18 protein-coding genes are annotated in these 15,891 nt (G+C 40.6%); 10 read left to right on the top strand and 8 right to left on the bottom strand.

Annotation, left to right across the window (positions count from 1 at the left end):
- Positions 1-305: 305 nt before the first annotated feature.
- Positions 306-1,388, bottom strand: a complete 1,083-nt coding sequence (locus PGP85_RS06140) for a hypothetical protein (RefSeq protein ID WP_010740588.1) — start codon at positions 1,386-1,388, stop codon at positions 306-308.
- 185 nt (positions 1,389-1,573) lie between these two features.
- Entirely contained in the window at positions 1,574-2,029 is a 456-nt protein-coding gene (locus tag PGP85_RS06145; protein ID WP_010740589.1) for a MerR family transcriptional regulator, read from the bottom strand.
- Between the two features lie 83 nt (positions 2,030-2,112).
- Between PGP85_RS06145 and PGP85_RS06150 the strand changes: the two genes are divergently transcribed.
- The 4 genes from PGP85_RS06150 (at position 2,113) to PGP85_RS06165 (ending at position 6,548) form a co-directional block, all read left to right on the top strand.
- Positions 2,113-2,844, top strand: coding sequence for an SDR family oxidoreductase (locus tag PGP85_RS06150; protein WP_270326564.1), 732 nt, complete (start codon positions 2,113-2,115; stop codon positions 2,842-2,844).
- Positions 2,845-2,963: 119 nt separating this feature from the next.
- Positions 2,964-4,361, top strand: coding sequence for a TrkH family potassium uptake protein (locus PGP85_RS06155; protein ID WP_010740591.1), 1,398 nt, complete (start codon positions 2,964-2,966; stop codon positions 4,359-4,361).
- 155 nt (positions 4,362-4,516) lie between these two features.
- Positions 4,517-5,869 (top strand): Mur ligase family protein, encoded by a 1,353-nt coding sequence (locus tag PGP85_RS06160; protein WP_010740592.1) that lies wholly within the window; start codon positions 4,517-4,519, stop codon positions 5,867-5,869.
- Positions 5,847-6,548 (top strand): type 1 glutamine amidotransferase, encoded by a 702-nt coding sequence (locus tag PGP85_RS06165; RefSeq protein WP_010740593.1) that lies wholly within the window; start codon positions 5,847-5,849, stop codon positions 6,546-6,548. The genes PGP85_RS06160 and PGP85_RS06165 overlap by 23 nt, the downstream gene beginning before the upstream one ends.
- 47 nt (positions 6,549-6,595) lie before the next feature.
- Here the strand turns inward: PGP85_RS06165 and manA are convergent, their stop codons facing one another.
- Positions 6,596-7,546, bottom strand: coding sequence for a mannose-6-phosphate isomerase, class I (manA, locus tag PGP85_RS06170; RefSeq protein ID WP_010740594.1), 951 nt, complete (start codon positions 7,544-7,546; stop codon positions 6,596-6,598).
- A gap of 150 nt (positions 7,547-7,696) precedes the next feature.
- Positions 7,697-8,728: a serine hydrolase domain-containing protein gene (locus PGP85_RS06175; RefSeq protein WP_010740595.1), complete on the bottom strand. Its 1,032-nt coding sequence runs from the start codon at positions 8,726-8,728 to the stop codon at positions 7,697-7,699.
- Between the two features lie 151 nt (positions 8,729-8,879).
- Here PGP85_RS06175 and PGP85_RS06180 point away from each other — a divergent pair, with 151 nt between their 5' ends.
- Positions 8,880-9,257 carry a hypothetical protein gene (locus tag PGP85_RS06180; protein ID WP_010740596.1) on the top strand — a complete coding sequence of 126 codons (378 nt, stop codon included), beginning with the start codon at positions 8,880-8,882 and terminating at the stop codon, positions 9,255-9,257.
- 81 nt (positions 9,258-9,338) lie between these two features.
- On the opposite strand, the gene PGP85_RS06185 is transcribed toward PGP85_RS06180, so the two are convergent.
- Positions 9,339-10,160 (bottom strand): VOC family protein, encoded by an 822-nt coding sequence (locus PGP85_RS06185; protein ID WP_270326566.1) that lies wholly within the window; start codon positions 10,158-10,160, stop codon positions 9,339-9,341.
- 307 nt (positions 10,161-10,467) lie between these two features.
- Here PGP85_RS06185 and PGP85_RS06190 point away from each other — a divergent pair, with 307 nt between their 5' ends.
- Both PGP85_RS06190 and PGP85_RS06195 read left to right on the top strand, forming a co-directional pair.
- Positions 10,468-10,776: a rhodanese-like domain-containing protein gene (locus PGP85_RS06190; protein ID WP_010740598.1), complete on the top strand. Its 309-nt coding sequence runs from the start codon at positions 10,468-10,470 to the stop codon at positions 10,774-10,776.
- 98 nt (positions 10,777-10,874) lie between these two features.
- Complete coding sequence (locus tag PGP85_RS06195) at positions 10,875-11,495, top strand: FMN-dependent NADH-azoreductase (RefSeq protein ID WP_010740599.1); 621 nt, start codon at positions 10,875-10,877, stop codon at positions 11,493-11,495.
- Between the two features lie 52 nt (positions 11,496-11,547).
- On the opposite strand, the gene PGP85_RS06200 is transcribed toward PGP85_RS06195, so the two are convergent.
- Positions 11,548-12,711, bottom strand: a complete 1,164-nt coding sequence (locus PGP85_RS06200; RefSeq protein WP_010740600.1) for an AI-2E family transporter — start codon at positions 12,709-12,711, stop codon at positions 11,548-11,550.
- Positions 12,712-12,726: 15 nt separating this feature from the next.
- Positions 12,727-13,068 (bottom strand): PTS glucitol/sorbitol transporter subunit IIA, encoded by a 342-nt coding sequence (locus tag PGP85_RS06205; RefSeq protein ID WP_010740601.1) that lies wholly within the window; start codon positions 13,066-13,068, stop codon positions 12,727-12,729.
- Positions 13,069-13,174: 106 nt separating this feature from the next.
- Between PGP85_RS06205 and PGP85_RS06210 the strand changes: the two genes are divergently transcribed.
- Together PGP85_RS06210 and PGP85_RS06215 are read left to right on the top strand one after the other, a co-directional pair.
- Positions 13,175-14,194, top strand: coding sequence for a lactonase family protein (locus PGP85_RS06210; protein WP_270326568.1), 1,020 nt, complete (start codon positions 13,175-13,177; stop codon positions 14,192-14,194).
- A 38-nt stretch (positions 14,195-14,232) separates the two neighbouring features.
- Positions 14,233-14,394, top strand: a complete 162-nt coding sequence (locus tag PGP85_RS06215) for a hypothetical protein (protein WP_010740603.1) — start codon at positions 14,233-14,235, stop codon at positions 14,392-14,394.
- Positions 14,395-14,780: 386 nt separating this feature from the next.
- Here PGP85_RS06215 and PGP85_RS06220 read toward each other — a convergent pair whose 3' ends face one another.
- Positions 14,781-15,206: a hypothetical protein gene (locus PGP85_RS06220; RefSeq protein ID WP_270326569.1), complete on the bottom strand. Its 426-nt coding sequence runs from the start codon at positions 15,204-15,206 to the stop codon at positions 14,781-14,783.
- A 151-nt stretch (positions 15,207-15,357) separates the two neighbouring features.
- Here PGP85_RS06220 and PGP85_RS06225 point away from each other — a divergent pair, with 151 nt between their 5' ends.
- Positions 15,358-15,864 carry a GNAT family N-acetyltransferase gene (locus tag PGP85_RS06225; RefSeq protein ID WP_270326571.1) on the top strand — a complete coding sequence of 169 codons (507 nt, stop codon included), beginning with the start codon at positions 15,358-15,360 and terminating at the stop codon, positions 15,862-15,864.
- Positions 15,865-15,891 lie beyond the last annotated feature (27 nt).

Raw genomic sequence — 15,891 nt, forward strand, 5'->3', positions numbered from 1 at the left:
AACTTCGATATTTTATCGCTGCTGATCCTCTATCGAAGTCTTTTGAGCCGCCTGTTGAGTACTAGTGACCGGGTCAATAAAATCAGCAGGTTGGAGCGGCGGGACAATCTCCTCTTCCAGCACTGTGATTCCCTCCAAAAGTGTTTTATAAAAACAACTTTACACGCCTTTCTTTCATCTATCAATCCAATTTTTTGCACGTAAGAAATCCCGTAATTTGTGCAGAACAAATAAACCTTCGTGCTGAGGCCATTTCAATTGCTGGCCGCACCAAAGAAACGTTTCAAATTATTGTAAATTCAGACTTATTTTTTCTTCCTTTTCCGCGAATCACTTTTGCCCTTCTTGGTTTTTTTCAGCAGGCTTTCCTCATATTCCCGCTCCTTTTGCTTCTTACTTTTCGGCTTTTGATAATTTACATAGGGTCTTTTCTTTGCTGCGGAAAGTGCCATCGGTTTCTGTACAGCGGGTTTCTTGGCTTCGGTTTTTGGCGGTTCTTTGACAGCGGAGGCTGTTGATCCGCTAGTTGATTCAGCTTTTGGGGCTGTAGCGGTAATGGACTGTTCTGGCGTACTATTACTACTCACCTTTTTAGCTGAAACGTCATCCTTTAATTCTTCCATGCGAGTATCGGTTAAAACAATGCCTTCAGGTAGAAGGTATTTTACTAATTCCAGTTTTTCTTCCTCACTTAGATCATCCAAATCAGCTTCTGGCGACATTCCTGTTCCAGGTTGACCTTCATCGACTGGATCAGTATTCTCCACGATTTCTCCATTTCTGATTTTGATATCACGAGTACAGTTATCGATCTCAGAATTCACTACTTTGACAAACCGTCGAACATCATCCTTTTCAAAAATGGTCAAAGTGGACATCAGCTCTAGTACAGAATCTATTTTTATTGCCGAGGATTTCGGGTCGGCATCCCGTAAACTCCATGTATGCACTTTGCCAATCGCATCTTCAAAGGTCGAGACAATTTTATATTGCTGACCTTCTAATTCTTCAACTGGGGTGGTTTTTTCGCGTAAATATCGCTTGCTTTCACCTAAACGATTGTTGTAGCGATGGTATTGTTTCGTATTTTTATATAAACGTTTAAGAACTTGGTCCCACTCTTTGCCGCTTTTAAAGGCATGGCGAAACAGCGGGCAAAATTTGCGCATCACCTCTGTCGGCTCCGCAAATAGAAAGATTTCTCTGATTAAATCGCTGCAGATTCCCGCAAAGTCGCTTACGCATAAACATTGGCGAATCAGCACAGCCACAAGGTATTGAACGATGATATCTGGATCGGGCGTTTCTGTTTGCGCTTTCAAAATACGTTTCTCAAGATTTGTTTTTCCCATGGTAAAAAGTGTGATTTGCGTCAAAATTTTTGGCATAAGTGTACTCTCCTTTTATTCAAAAAATGGGCCCCATCTTTTGGTTTATTGTTTTTGGCTATACTTTAATATACTCCAAAAATAAGCGAATAATTTACTCTGTTTTTTTCATTTTTATTAAAAGATCAAATATAACATGCCATTAAATCGACCCTCCTTTAGAAAATAAAAGAACTTGAATCCGCTTAAGATTCAAGTTCTTTTGCCTCTAAATACTTTTGGTGCCACTTATCATCGACTTGGCGGGTACCTTCTTTAAAGAAGATTTTTTCCGTTTGCGCCTCATTGGCTGTTTGATAATACCACTTTTTCCATCGTAGAAAATCGAGCTGCGCTTGCAAATCATGAATTTTTCTCTCCAAAACGGCTTCTTGTTCCACCATAAAGGCGTAGCGCTGAGGCAATGATTTGTCACCCTCGACACACCAATCCATGAATTTTGCGATTTCTTTGACTGGAATCCCTGAGCGTTTCAAACAATCGATCACTTCGATATAGCCCAGATCATCCTCCGTGAAGACTCTGCGTCCTGCCTGATTTTTTTTAACAAACGGCAGCAACCCCGCTTTATCATAGTACCTCAAGGTATCCTGCGAGATACCGTACATCTCTGTAATATCACCGATCAAAAATTTTTTCATCTTTTCCAAACTTCTCTCTTGACTTGGAGTTAGCTCCAGGTAGTACAGTTAGTTTATCATAAATTTGAAAGAAGGCAATTTAAATGGAAAAATCTTTAGTCGTAATTACAGGTGCAAGTTCAGGTTTTGGTGCGGAGATCGCCAAACTTTTTAATCAAGCAGGGTTCCCATTACTTTTGTTAGGACGGCGTGTGGAAAAAATCGAGGCCTTGCCTTTAAACTTTGACAATGTCATGATCGAAAAAGTCGACGTGACAGATCAAAAAGTCTTTGCGGCAAGTATCAAAAAAGCCGAAGCCGTTTATGGCCCGGTCGATTTATTAGTCAACAATGCTGGTGTAATGTTGTTAGGAAATGTTTTGACTCAAGATCCAGCAGAATGGCAAACTATGATGAATACCAACGTGATGGGTGTATTGAATGGTATGCAAATCGTGCTGCCTGGCATGAAAGAACGTAATCATGGAACTGTCATCAACATGTCTTCACTTGCAGGTAAGAAAACCTTCACCAACCACGCAGCTTATGTGGCTTCAAAATTTGGTGTACATGGCTTGAGCGAAACAATCCGTGAAGAAGTTTCTGGTTCAAACGTCCGAGTTTCATTAGTTGCACCAGGGGCTGCTGAAACAGAATTATTAACGCACGTTACTGATCAAAGCGCGTTGACTGACTATGAAGCTTGGAAGGAAAGCATGGGCGGCATCACGCTGAACCCTGTTCATGTTGCAGAAAGTGTCAAATTCATCTACGACATGCCTCAAGAAGTAAATATTCGTGAAATCGATATTGCCGCGACTGCCCAAGATGCTTAATCATTAGCGAAAATCAGCCTGTTAACTCCTGCCAGAACGGTGGGAGTTTTTTTTATGGAAGCATGCTATACTATCTCTATTGTTAAAAATTTTCGTACAGACATTTGAAGGAGTCTTCCATGAATTTTGATCGACGGATAAGTTTCTTTAGAAAAAATTGGCGCAAATTAAATAATCGCTTCTCTTCGATTCAGATCATCGTCTTCTATTATTTAGCTATGACGATTCTCTCATTGATTTTATTCAGTTTGCCGATCTTTCGGGAACCAGGTTCGCATGTTTCCTTTCTTGATCTGGTCTTTATGGCTATTTCAACAATTTCAGTGACTGGTTTAACTACTTTTGACATCAACTCGGTCTTCAATGATGCGGGTGTGTTGATGCTGGAAGTTCTATTCCACATCGGCGGTTTGGGGATCATGATGATCACTACCTTCTTTTTTATTGTCTCCAAACGACGGATTACCTTAAAGCAACGACAACTAATCATGACAGATATGAATCAGCCGCGGCTCAGCGGGATCGTCAATTTGATTCGGATCACCTTTACGATGCTGCTGGCGATTGAAGTCCTCTTTGGGACGATTTTCTCAATTTATTTCTATCTGGCAGGCTACTATCACAAGATCTCTGAAGCCGTCTTTTTTGGATTTTATCAAGCGATCTCGGCGGTGACCAACTCCGGCTTTGATGTCACCGGAGAATCGATCATTCCGTTTTCTCATGATATCTTTTTCCTCACCACGATCATGGTGCTAATTTTTATCGGCGGAATCGGGTTTCCAGTCTTGATGGACTTTCACGGTTGGATCTATCATAAAAAAGCGAAAGCACGGCTGCCCTTTCGGTTTAGTCTCTTTTCTAAAATAGCGTTACTGGCCTTTTTCGTGCTTTTTATCGGCGGTGCAGTAGCGATTTGGTTATTAGAGAAAGATCATAGTTTCGGCGATATGAACCTCTTTGATCAGTGGTTCAACTCCGCCTTTTACTCCATGACCACACGGAATGCCGGCCTGCAAATCCATGATTTGAATATCTTTCAAAATACGACCCTGATCATCTTCTCTTTGTTGATGTTCATTGGGTGTTCGCCTAGTTCGGTCGGCGGCGGGATTCGAACCACGACTATCGCAATCATAGGTTTGTACTTGTACTCTTTCTTGAAAAATGAGAATGACATCAATATTTTTGGCCGTAAAATCGCGCCAGAAGATGTCCGAAAATCAGTAGTCGTCTTTATGCTCTCCGCTGGAATGTGTCTGTTTAGTATTCTCTTTTTGACCGCAACAGAGGATCATTCCTTGATTTCGATCATCGTCGAAGTCACCTCGGCCTTCGGAACAACCGGACTTTCTTTGGGTATCACCGATGACCTCTCTAGTACTGGTAAAATCATGATCGCTATCTTGATGTTCATCGGTCGTGTCGGCATGCTGTATACCTTGATGCTCTTCGTACCGAAAGAAACCCAAGACTTAGGCTATGAATTTCCTGAAGAAAAGATTATTATTGGCTAGGAGCGAAACTTTGCTCCAGTCTTTTTTTGTGAGATTTTTCAGCAGGTTTAGTGGCATCAGCTGCGAAAAATCTTAAGAAAAAGGAAACCTGTTTAAACTTTTTTTTCAAGTGTGATAAGATAAATTAAATTTGTTACAGACATGGAGGATGGATGATGGGGTTACGAAGTCAACTGGCAATCTCTGCCGGCAAGACCGCCCAATGGGTATTAAAAACGTTCTTTAAAGGTGGATCAAGCTATCCCGGTCAACTGGCCTTGAAGCTGGATCCAAAAATTTTAGACACATTAGTCAAAGACTATAAAGTGGTCGTAGTGACAGGAACCAATGGGAAAACATTGACGACTGCCTTGACCGTTAATATTTTGAAGCAGGAGTTTGATTACGTCCTAACGAATCCTACGGGCGCCAATATGGTCCAAGGGATCGTGTCGACTTTCTTGAATGCTAAAGGAAAAAAGGGCGGCAAAAAGATCGCTGTTTTAGAAATCGATGAAGCCAGCTTAAGTAAAGTAACAGAGTATATCAAGCCGGAGCTTTTCCTATTTACCAATATTTTCCGCGATCAAATGGATCGTTATGGTGAAATCTATACGACTTACAAATTGATCGTTGACGGTGCAGCGAAATCACCGAGTGCACCGATTCTGTGCAACGGCGACTCACCAATTTTTAATTCCTTAGAAACGGTCAATCCGCGAAAATATTACGGCTTCGATCATTTACCGGATAAAGAACAAGACGCGCACTACAATACAGACGGTCTGCTTTGTCCAAACTGTCAGCACATTTTAAAATACAAGATGATCACTTATGCCAATCTTGGAAAATATTACTGTCCAAACTGCGGTTTCCACCGTCCTGAATTGGATTATAAATTAACCGAAATGAAGGCCATGGACAATAAATCTTCTGAATTTGTCATTGATGGGCAAGATTATAAAATTGAAGTCGGCGGCATGTACAATGTTTACAATGCACTGGCTGCAACAGCAGTGGCCGAATACTACGGCGTTTCAAAGGATAAAATCAAACGTGGTTTAGGTTACGATGAGAAAGTCTTTGGCCGCCAAGAAGAGTTTGAGATCGAAGGCAAAAAATGTACGCTGGTTTTAGTTAAGAATCCGGTCGGCCTGAACCAAGTCATCGATATGATTGGTTTAGCTCCTTATCCTTTCTCACTGGTTTCCTTATTGAATGCGAACTACGCAGATGGTATCGACATCAGCTGGATCTGGGACGGTAATCACGAAGCCTTCGCTGACATGGACATTCCAGCCGTGATTGCAGGCGGCGATCGTCATGAAGATATGGCGCTGCGGTTACGTGTTGCGGGCATTCCTGGCGAAAAATTGACCGAGACAGAAAGCTTGACGGACGTGATTGAAAAGATCAAACTATTGCCGACGGAACATGTATATATCTTAGCGACTTACACAGCCGTCTTGCAACTACGGAAAGAATTGGCCCAAAAAGGCTACATCGATGGGGGTATGGATCGTGGCTAAATACGAATTGAACTTAGCTCATTTATACGGAAACTTATTAAACACTTACGGCGACAACGGCAATCTCTTGACCTTGAATTATTACGCCAAACAAATGGGCATCGAGATCCATTCAGAGATCGTTAGTATCTATCAGGACTTCGATCCTGATAAATTCGATTTTGTTTTTATCGGCGGCGGACAAGATTATGAACAAGTTATCGTCTCAAAAGATATTCAAGATAAAAAAGAAGCATTGACTAAATACATCGAAAACGACGGTGTGCTGTTGTCGATCTGCGGTGGCTATCAATTATTAGGTCACTATTACATCGGTGCTCACGGCGAGAAAATCGATGGTATCGGCGCTTTGGATCACTACACCTTGAGCCAAGATAATCATCGTTTTATCGGCGACATCGAGATCCACAACGAAGAATTTGGTGAAACCTACTATGGTTTTGAAAATCATAATGGCCGTACCTTCTTAGGTGAAGGTGAACGTCCGCTGGGTACAATCGTCAAAGGCAACGGCAATAACGGTGAGGACCAAGGTGAAGGCGTCATTTATAAAAACGTCTATGGTTCTTACTTCCACGGACCAATCCTGGCCCGCAACAAATCTTTGGCAGTGCGTTTACTCCACACTGCTTTAAAAAATAAATACGGTGAATCAGTAGAATTGCCGCAATTACCATAAAACAAAAATGCCCATCAGCTGCTGGCTGATGGGCATTTTTTATTGCTTTATTTTGTGCCTGGAGTGGAAGCAATGATCTTCATTTCACCTTCAACGGTCCATTCCGTTACTTGTGCTGGCAAAATGCAGCTTGTGCCTGGTTTCATTTCGTAGCTTTGACCGTCAACGATCAGATTGCCATAGCCCTCAACTACCGTTACTAAAGTATAGTCCCCTGCTTTTTTAAGAGAAAGTTCTCCAACAACATCCCATTCATAAACATTGAAAAAGTCTGTCTTCAGGTAAGTGATCACTGAGGAGTCGCCTTTTTTACTTTCAGACACTTCTAACTCAGGACTGATCGCCGGAACGGTAGTCACATCGACTGATTGTTGGATGTGCAATTCACGGGTGTTGCCTTGATCATCTTTACGATCGTAATCATAGACACGGTATGTCGTATCCGAACTTTGCTGCGTTTCTAAAATCATGATTCCTTTACCAATGGCATGAATCGTACCGCTTGGTACATAGAAAAAGTCGCCTTTTTTAACTGGAACATGACGTAATAGATCATCCCAGCGTTCATCTTTAATCATTTCCGCTAATTCATCACGATTCTTAGCATTGTGTCCATAAACGATTTCTGAACCGGGCTTAGCATTGATGATGTACCAGCATTCCGTTTTTCCTAATTCGCCTTCATGTTTCAATCCATAGCTATCGTCTGGATGAACTTGAACAGACAAATCATCTTCCGCATCCAAAATCTTGGTCAACAATGGGAACACATCTCCTTCCGCGTTGTCGAATAATTCACGGTGTTCATTCCAAAGATCACTGACTTTCCAGCCTTTGTATGGACCGTTTTCTACGATACTGACCCCATGAGGATGGCCGCTGATCGCCCAATCTTCTCCGATTTTATCGTTGGGAATATCAAAACCAAATACAGTGTGCAGTTGATTGCCGCCCCAAATTTTTTCTTGAAAAACTGGTTTTAAAAATAATGGTTCCATGCTTCTTGCTCCTTTTTCGTTTTAATGTATTTTATTTTCAAGCCGTCTATCATCCAATTAGGTCTTTGTGACTTGATTTGTGAAGACATTTTTATCTTCGCGCTAAGTAACCGGCGAAAGAATGATCAACTATTTTATAGAAACGTTCCTTTATATTCGATAAAGTCTTGCCCGCTCATTTAAATAGCAGCTTAAAATCTCATCCCGCTGGGCCACATAGCTAGCCCGATGGTCTTCGGGGTGAACGCGATTTGACAGAAAAATGAATGCGGATTTCTTTACGACATCCAACAAAAGAAAGGTGCCCGTATAGCCCGTATGAAAAAGCAAAGGCGATTGATCAACGGGACTTGCTTTTAAATCCCAGCCGATTGAACGTTTTCCTTTTCCAGTCGGTGTTTGATCCTTCAGCAGCTCTTGAACTGTCTTGTCATGCAAATAAATCATATCTCTTACGCGCCCAAGATTCAAATACATTTTTGCAAATTTACTTAAATCTTTCAGATTGGTAAAAAGACCCGCATTGCCAGCATGTTCTGCTAAGACTCGCGCTTTCGGATCATGAGTTATGCCCTTTAGAACCGTACCATCTGCTTGTTTTTGCGTTGGCACGATCCCATCATATGGCGGCTGAGGTAAAAAACCGCTGTCAGTCATCTCCAAAGGTGCTAAAACTTCTTCTTTGAAAACTTCAATCAGGTCTTTCTGATAAAGCTCCTCGATTAAAAAGCCCAATAAAATTGTTCCTGCATCTGTATATTTTACAACCGTTCCAAGTTCAGCGCCCGGCTGCAAAGTCAAATAGGCCGCCCTCAATTCCTCCGCATTCAACTGATCACGGTTAGGAATATACGTCTGGATATCGGACGTATGAGTCAATAAATGCCGTAAAGTAATTATTTCATTTTGAAATTCCGGCAGCAGCTCATGAAGCGGCTGATCCCAAGCAAGTTTGTCTGCTTCCTCTAATTTCAGCATAACCGTCGTTGTACAGACAACTTTCGTTAATGAGGCGACGTCAAAAAGATCTTCTTCTCGCATCGCTTCTGTTGTCGGCTCGACCTGTGCATTTCCTAAAACATGAATTCCATCCTCTTGCCCTTCAATAAAACCAAGGACGGCACCAGGAAAAACGCCCTCTTGCATTTTTTTTTCAATCAATCGAAGTGTTTCAGGATACATGACAATCCTCCTTAAAAATAGTACCTCAAAAAGTATAGCATAAAAGAGAAAATGAAAACTTTTTGAGTATTTAAAAAATATGAATCGAATGAGAAAAAAATTTGGCGTAAACTATTAAGAAAGCTCATTCTCTCAAAGGGAGCTCTTCGCTATGAAACGAAGAAGAAAAAAATTCTTAGAACGAATCACACAGCCTCAACGACTAGTGCTCCTCGCCCTTTCCTTGTCAGCACTTCTTTCTTTGCATCAATTCGTAACTGACTGGCAGCTCCAAACACTAGGTTTATTTCTAGTGCTAGTATGTGACAATCTGTTCATCTATTTTTACACGGACGACTTTATCGAGGACGGCATTTTTACTGTGCCAGTCTACAACCTCGTAGCAAGTCTTGCTGGTAATGTCTTGATCTGTCTGGCGCTTTACTATAGCCAACTGCTCTCTCCCTTCAGCCGCTTTTCCAATGTGAATTTACCTTTTCTGCTCACAAAATTATTTTTTGTTTTTGTAACCTTGATAGATGAAAAATAGCAGCCAACTACAATATCTAGCTGACACTTCCACATTTTAATCGAAAAAAAAAGCCGCGATTTCTCGCGACCTTCTCCATTACTATTTTAATACGAACCACCATTCGATCCCGGCAGCATCATAAAGTGTGATCAACGATTCCTTTTTGTCGCAGAAATAGTCTAACTGTTCTTCACTTAGATGCTTACACAATTCTTGCAGTTTTGCTTTTGAAACGATGAATTGCAGAAAATCCAGCCCCAGCACTTTATCTGTTGGCAGATCGATCGTGCCACCTGTCGCATTCGTCAATCCCACGTTAAATTCACCGCGGTTCAGCAATAGCTCCTCTTTACTTTCATCATGCACTTCCAACCCTAGAATATCTGCGAGGAATGCTTGCTGTTTTTTCACGTCGCTGAAATTTAAATGAATTTTGTCAAAATACGCGTCATGAATTTTTTCACGTTTCGTTGCTTTCTTCGCTAATTCCGCAAAATCAATATTGATTGGTTCAGACGTTGAACGCTCTTTACTAGGAGCAAAGAAAATCTCAATCTCATTTCCTTCAGGGTCTTCAAAAAGCAGTCCCTTTTCATCGTCAGCTTGTAGCGCCGATTTAACTGGATAGTCTTCTTTTTCTGCACGGTAATACACGTTCGCTAATTCTTCGATATTAGGGACAACCAGTGAAACTCGTTGCATTTTCTTGATTTCCCCATTGTGTTCATCGGCTCTTGGACTTTCTTCAAGCCAAAGCAATTCACTTGCTGGATCTTTGTATCCTAGAATCGCTAATTCATTTTCTTCACGCAATAGATGCAGTCCGATGATGTCGCGGTAGAAATGGATCATACCATCACGATCCCGAACGCGAATAGCGATTGTTTTTAAATTCAGTTTCCCTAAATGAAAATTTCCCATTATTCTCTTCCCTCCGTCACTACTATTTTAACGATGCCTATTGATTCGCGCAAGCAATATCCTTTTATTATTGAACAACTTTGAAACCAGCTCATTCAACAATGATTACTTAATTAACAAAAATAGATATTTTCGTCGCATTACAAGTAAAAAGATCATCAATAATTTCCTTATTTGAAAATTTTTTGAATGATTTCTTTACTTTTCATCAAAATGCTTTAAAATATCTATGATAACACTTGTAATCAGACAATAAATAGATTAAAGTTGGAATCAATCTTAAGAAAGAAAAGGCTGTTGAAAAAAGATGAATTATTCAGTTACAACGAAAGAATTTATGATGCTTGCTGCGAAAGAACCCGTGGATGTTTTAGATTTGAGAGACCCTGAATTTGTTGATTCTTTTGACTTATCAGAAGGATCGAACGTAACCCATATCCCACTAACTCAATTGCCAAATCGTTTAGGCCAACTTGACAGAGGTAAAACGTATTACCTATTTACTCAATTCGGTGGTCGTTCGAAAACGATGGCGCAATTTTTACGAAACGAAGGCTTCCAAGTGGTCAATGTCATTGGCGGTACTTCTGCGTATAAGCAATACCTTGCTAGTTAATGAAAATTGTTTTTATTGATTGTTTTGAGCAGATAAATTGTTTGTTTTAACTATATTGTGTACGATTCGTCTGTAACTAAATTTAAGGAGTGTTAGTTTTGGCAAATGTTCTAGTAGTGAATGCTCACCCGTTAGCCGCAGAAGACTCACAAACTGTAACTATCTTGGATACTTTTATTGAAGCACATCAAGCAAGTCACCCGGAAGATGTTTTCACCATGTTAGATTTGTATTATACAGATATCCCTGAGATCGACGGCGATCTTCTATTAGCTTGGAAGTCGTTGCAAAAGGGTGCTGATTTTACTGATTTGAGTAATGTTCAACAAGAAAAAGTTCGTGTTTTCAATGAATTTACCGATCAATTTTTAGCTAGTGAAAAAATCGTTATCGCCAATGCTTTATGGAACCTGAATGTTCCAACGAAATTAAAAGCTTGGTTCGATACAATCAACGTTGCAGGTAAAACCTTCAAGTATACCGCAGAAGGTCCTACCGGTTTGATTACTGATAAAAAGGCTCTCCACATACAATCAAGTGGCGGTACATATAACGGTCAAGATTTCTCAGCACAATATGTCAAAGGAATTTTGAATTTTATTGGTATCTCTGATTTTGATTCCATTTATATCGAAGGTGCGGATTACGATCCAGCTAGAGCGCCTGAGATTATGGCTGCGGCAAAAGAAAAAGCCAAATCATTGGCTGCACAGTTTTAGGAGTCTTGATTTTTCAAACGAAAAATCAGATTGCGGAAAAAAATCCTGTCGATTATTCATCGACAGGATTTTTTTCGTCGTCTTCATAAAACCTTGAGACTCTTTTATACCATTCAAATACATGGATCGCGATAACCTTCGCCACCGCATAAAACGGAATCCCCAAAATCACGCCAGCGATACCGAAAATCTTTCCGGCTGTCAATAAGACAAACATAATCGTTACTGGGTGAATTTCTAATTGGTTTCCTAAAACAAGTGGTGAAACGATCCGTCCTTCAATCGTTTGTTCAATCGCAAAGACGATAATAACTTTGACCAGCATGATCGGACCAGTAACAATGGCGATAAAGACCACCGGTACCATCGCTAAAAATGATCCTAGATAAGGAATCAAGTTCAGGAAGCCCGCTAAAATCCCCAATGTGATCGCATAATTCATACCCACCAGTGAAAATCCGATAATGAACATCACCGCCACCGCAAAAGCGACCGTCAACTGTCCGCGAATATATGAAGCCAGTTGCGAGTTCATTTCAGTCATGACCCGCAGCGTAGGTTTCCGCGTTCTAGTTGGTAAAAATTTAAGAATATAAGGCGCCAATTGATCGCCGTCTTTCAATAGGAAGAATAAAATGATTGGTGCTGTGATCAAAGCAATCACTACTGTCGCTAATGTCGAAACGACACTGCCCAATCCTTGCAAGGTCACTCGAGAGATGTTTTGCGCCGTCTCTGTCAAGGACTCTAATATCTTCTGCAAGCTGTTGTCAATGTGCTGCTGGAACGGCTTGAAAGATGGATCTTTGAAGATTTCACTCGCTTTATCACTGATCGTATCGAAATAGCCTGGCAAGCTTTTGATCATCGAACCGATTTGTTCGCGAATCTGTGGAATAATTACCACGATTCCCCAAATGATCAATGCTACCACTACAATAAACAGCAAAATAATCGCTAACGTACGATTTAGACCTTTTTTCTCTAAGAAATTGACTACCGGGTTCATCAAATAGTAGAGGATTCCCGCAATCACTATCGGCAGTCCAACGATCGCAAAAAATTGCCCGACTGGTTCAAAAAGGTAGGATACTTTTGTGAAGACCAACGCGATCAACAGCAGCAATAATACAATGATCAGTGCCACGACGACTTGGCTGTTTAAAAACCATTTCCAAAACCAAGACGTTTTTTGCGTTAATTTCTTTTTATCCACTCACTCACGCTCCTATTAAAATGTAATTTTCATCCCGACTTCCAAATCTGGAAGTACCTCTGGGGTGACATAGATCGCATTTGGAATTACGCCAACTTCTTCTTGAAAGAAAATGGTCGCATGTCCGATCTCATTTAAATTTTGATTAGCCAATGGTCCTACACCGTTTATTTGATAGGTTTGGTCGCCAAAAATCAGTTCTCCGCCCTCTTCTATCGCAATTGGCTCATCGCTGATCGTTTTTTGAACGATCGAAACGTCCAACAAATCTGGTGTAATAGTTTGACCAAAAAGGACTAAAATGTTTTCATCATTAACCGCATTTTTTCCAATTTGAGTAATTTCTGTTACTGTCATATGTCACGCTCTTTTCTAGTTTATTTTTCAATTATATCATAAAGTTAGCGCTATCCAAGCGGGAATAAACTTGCTAAAATGGACTTATAATGAAGGAGGTTTTTCCATGATCCACAAAATAATCTTAGGAACCTACACACGACGCGTCAGCGAAGGCATCTATCAAATTGATTTAGATACTGCGACTGAAACGTTAAACAATTTGGAGTTGGTAACAAAAGAAAACAGTCCGACCTATCTTGCAAAAAGTAATGAAAATTTTCTTTACTCAGTAACAAGTCGCGAAGGTCAGGGTGGAATGGCGAGTTACGATCCCCAAAATAAATTTTTGAATGCGGTGACAGAAGAAGGCGCTTCGCCTTGTTACGTCGCTGTCGATGAACCGCATCAATTAGTCTATGGCGCCAACTATCACAAAGGCGAACTGAATACCTATAAGATCCAACTTGACGGCTCTCTTGAGGCCGTGGCTACTCTTTTCCATAAAGAACCGACTGGACCTCATAAAAACCAAGACAAGGCTCATACACACTATACAGACCTTGCTCCAGATCAGCGCTTAGTTGTCTGCGATCTTGGAACGGATCGGGTTTACACTTATGATGTGACCGAAGCGGGCGAAGTTGAAGAAGTCGCTGTCTACGTGGCAGAGCCAGGGACTGGCCCTCGTCATTTAGTTTTTCATCCAACGAAAAGAATCGCTTATCTTTTTGGTGAATTAGACAGCAGCGTCAGCGTCTTGACCTATGACGAGACTGATGGCAGCTTTACTCAAAAACAAAAAATTTCTACCTTGCCAAAAGATTTTGACGGTGAAAATGGCGGCGCAGCGATTCGTGTATCCGCTGATGGTCGTTTCTTGTATGCGTCAAATCGTGGCCACAACTCGATCGCTGTCTTCTCTATTGACGAAGACGGCTTGAGCATTGACTTGATCCAATCGATTGCAACAGAAGGCGACTTCCCAAGAGATTTCGCTTTGAGTCCAGATGATGCTTATGTCGTTGCCGCCAACCAAAACAGCGACAACTTAACACTTTATCGTCGTGATAGCGAGACTGGCTTATTGACGATGATCCAAAAAGATGTTTTCGCACCAGAAGCAGTTTGTGTTTCTTTCAACTAAAAGTTTGTCATTGACGTCGCAGCAGAAAGGAGATGTCTATGGATAAAGAGGCAGTCATCGAACGCCTGAAAAAAGATTTGGATTTGCCAAATTTTAAAGGCCGACTAGAGGAAAAAGAATATACCGAAGAAGAGTATCAGAAAATCAAAAAAGATCTGAACGATTACTTTGAAAATTATGTACGAAATATCGAAAATTAGGAATACAAAGAAGCGGCTGAATTTAAAATTCGGCCGCTTCTTTTATTGATCTATATAATTTCCTTAGCTCAGATTATCTTTGCGTCGAAAAGCAGAACTGACAGCTATCTCGTTTACAAGGAAATCATTTCCCCAAAACCGGGAAAATGAATTTATTCTCGTTGCGCATATGATTCTACTTAGCCAGCTGAAGCTGGCAGTAGAACTCACAAAAAAGCACCGATCGGCAAATCGGTGCTAAAGGAGTATTACCTAAATGCAATGAAAAAGAAAAGGTTGTTATTGGTTATGAGTTAATCATACTCGATTCTTTTTCATTTGTATTTAAAATAACGTTACAATAAAATTAGAAAACCTTTGTTCTCTTTGAATTTTTGGCTTGTTTACTATTTCAATAACAAATTAGTAATTTTTTGAATTGTTTTATAAATGATATCCGTTGCAGCGTCTTGTTTTTTTTCAGCAGCATCAAAGGCTTCTTCGTTTACTTCCGGCAACAAACTATCCGTCATTTCTTGACAGCCCGCTACATATTGAGTATAAGCTTTCTGGAAGCTTTTGTGATTTCCCATCACTTTGGCCGGTGCTTTTAACATCCCGATTTTTTCCAGATTTAATTGGTAAAATTGAGTCCCCTCTTTGAACAGTTCATGAATTTCAGATAAATGTTCTTGATCAAAGTCGGCCATTTTCTTTTCATCTAAGGCCGTACGGATTTCTTCATAACTTGGATGCAGACGCTCACCCATTTTTTCTGTATTTTGGACGATTTCATTGATTTCTCTCGCATAAAAACCTGTGTTAGATCGCATTGATCGATTCCTACTTTCTTTCATTTGATACCTTCATTTTACCGATTTTCCGCCAATATGCAAAGCTGCTCAGAAAACATTAAAACTTTCCTTCATTTTTGATTTATTTGATGTTACGGTGAAAGTAACAGCTTTTATAGGAGGAACGACTATGGATAAGATTATCAGAAAATGGCGTACGGAAGATGCGGAGCAATTAGCGAAAATCCTGAGTAATAAAAAAATTCAGGATAATCTGCGTGACGGCCTTTCCTACCCGTATACAGAAAAGGACGCGCAGGACTTCATTAACAGCATGCTGGAAAGCGATGCGACAAAAACATTCGCCTTTGCGATTGTTAACAAAAAGGATCAGGTAATTGGCAGCATCGGGGCCTTTCGCTGTGAGAATATTCATCGCCAAACGGCCGAAATGGGCTACTATTTAGCTGAGGATTACTGGGGACAGGGCCTTGGGACAAGCGCTGTGAAGCAGCTGACAGACTACGTTTTTAAAGCGACTGATATTATGCGTATTTTTGCGGAACCTTTTACAACCAACCGAGCTTCTTGTCGCCTACTAGAAAAATGCGGCTTCCAATTAGAAGGGACGTTGCGTAAAAATGCGGTGAAGAATGGTGAAATAAAAGATATGTGCATGTATGCTTTAATCAAATAAAAAAACTTCGCATGACGATCAACAGCT

The organism is Enterococcus malodoratus (genome assembly GCF_027659535.1).
In the GTDB taxonomy this organism is placed as follows: Bacteria; Bacillota; Bacilli; order Lactobacillales; family Enterococcaceae; genus Enterococcus_A; species Enterococcus_A malodoratus.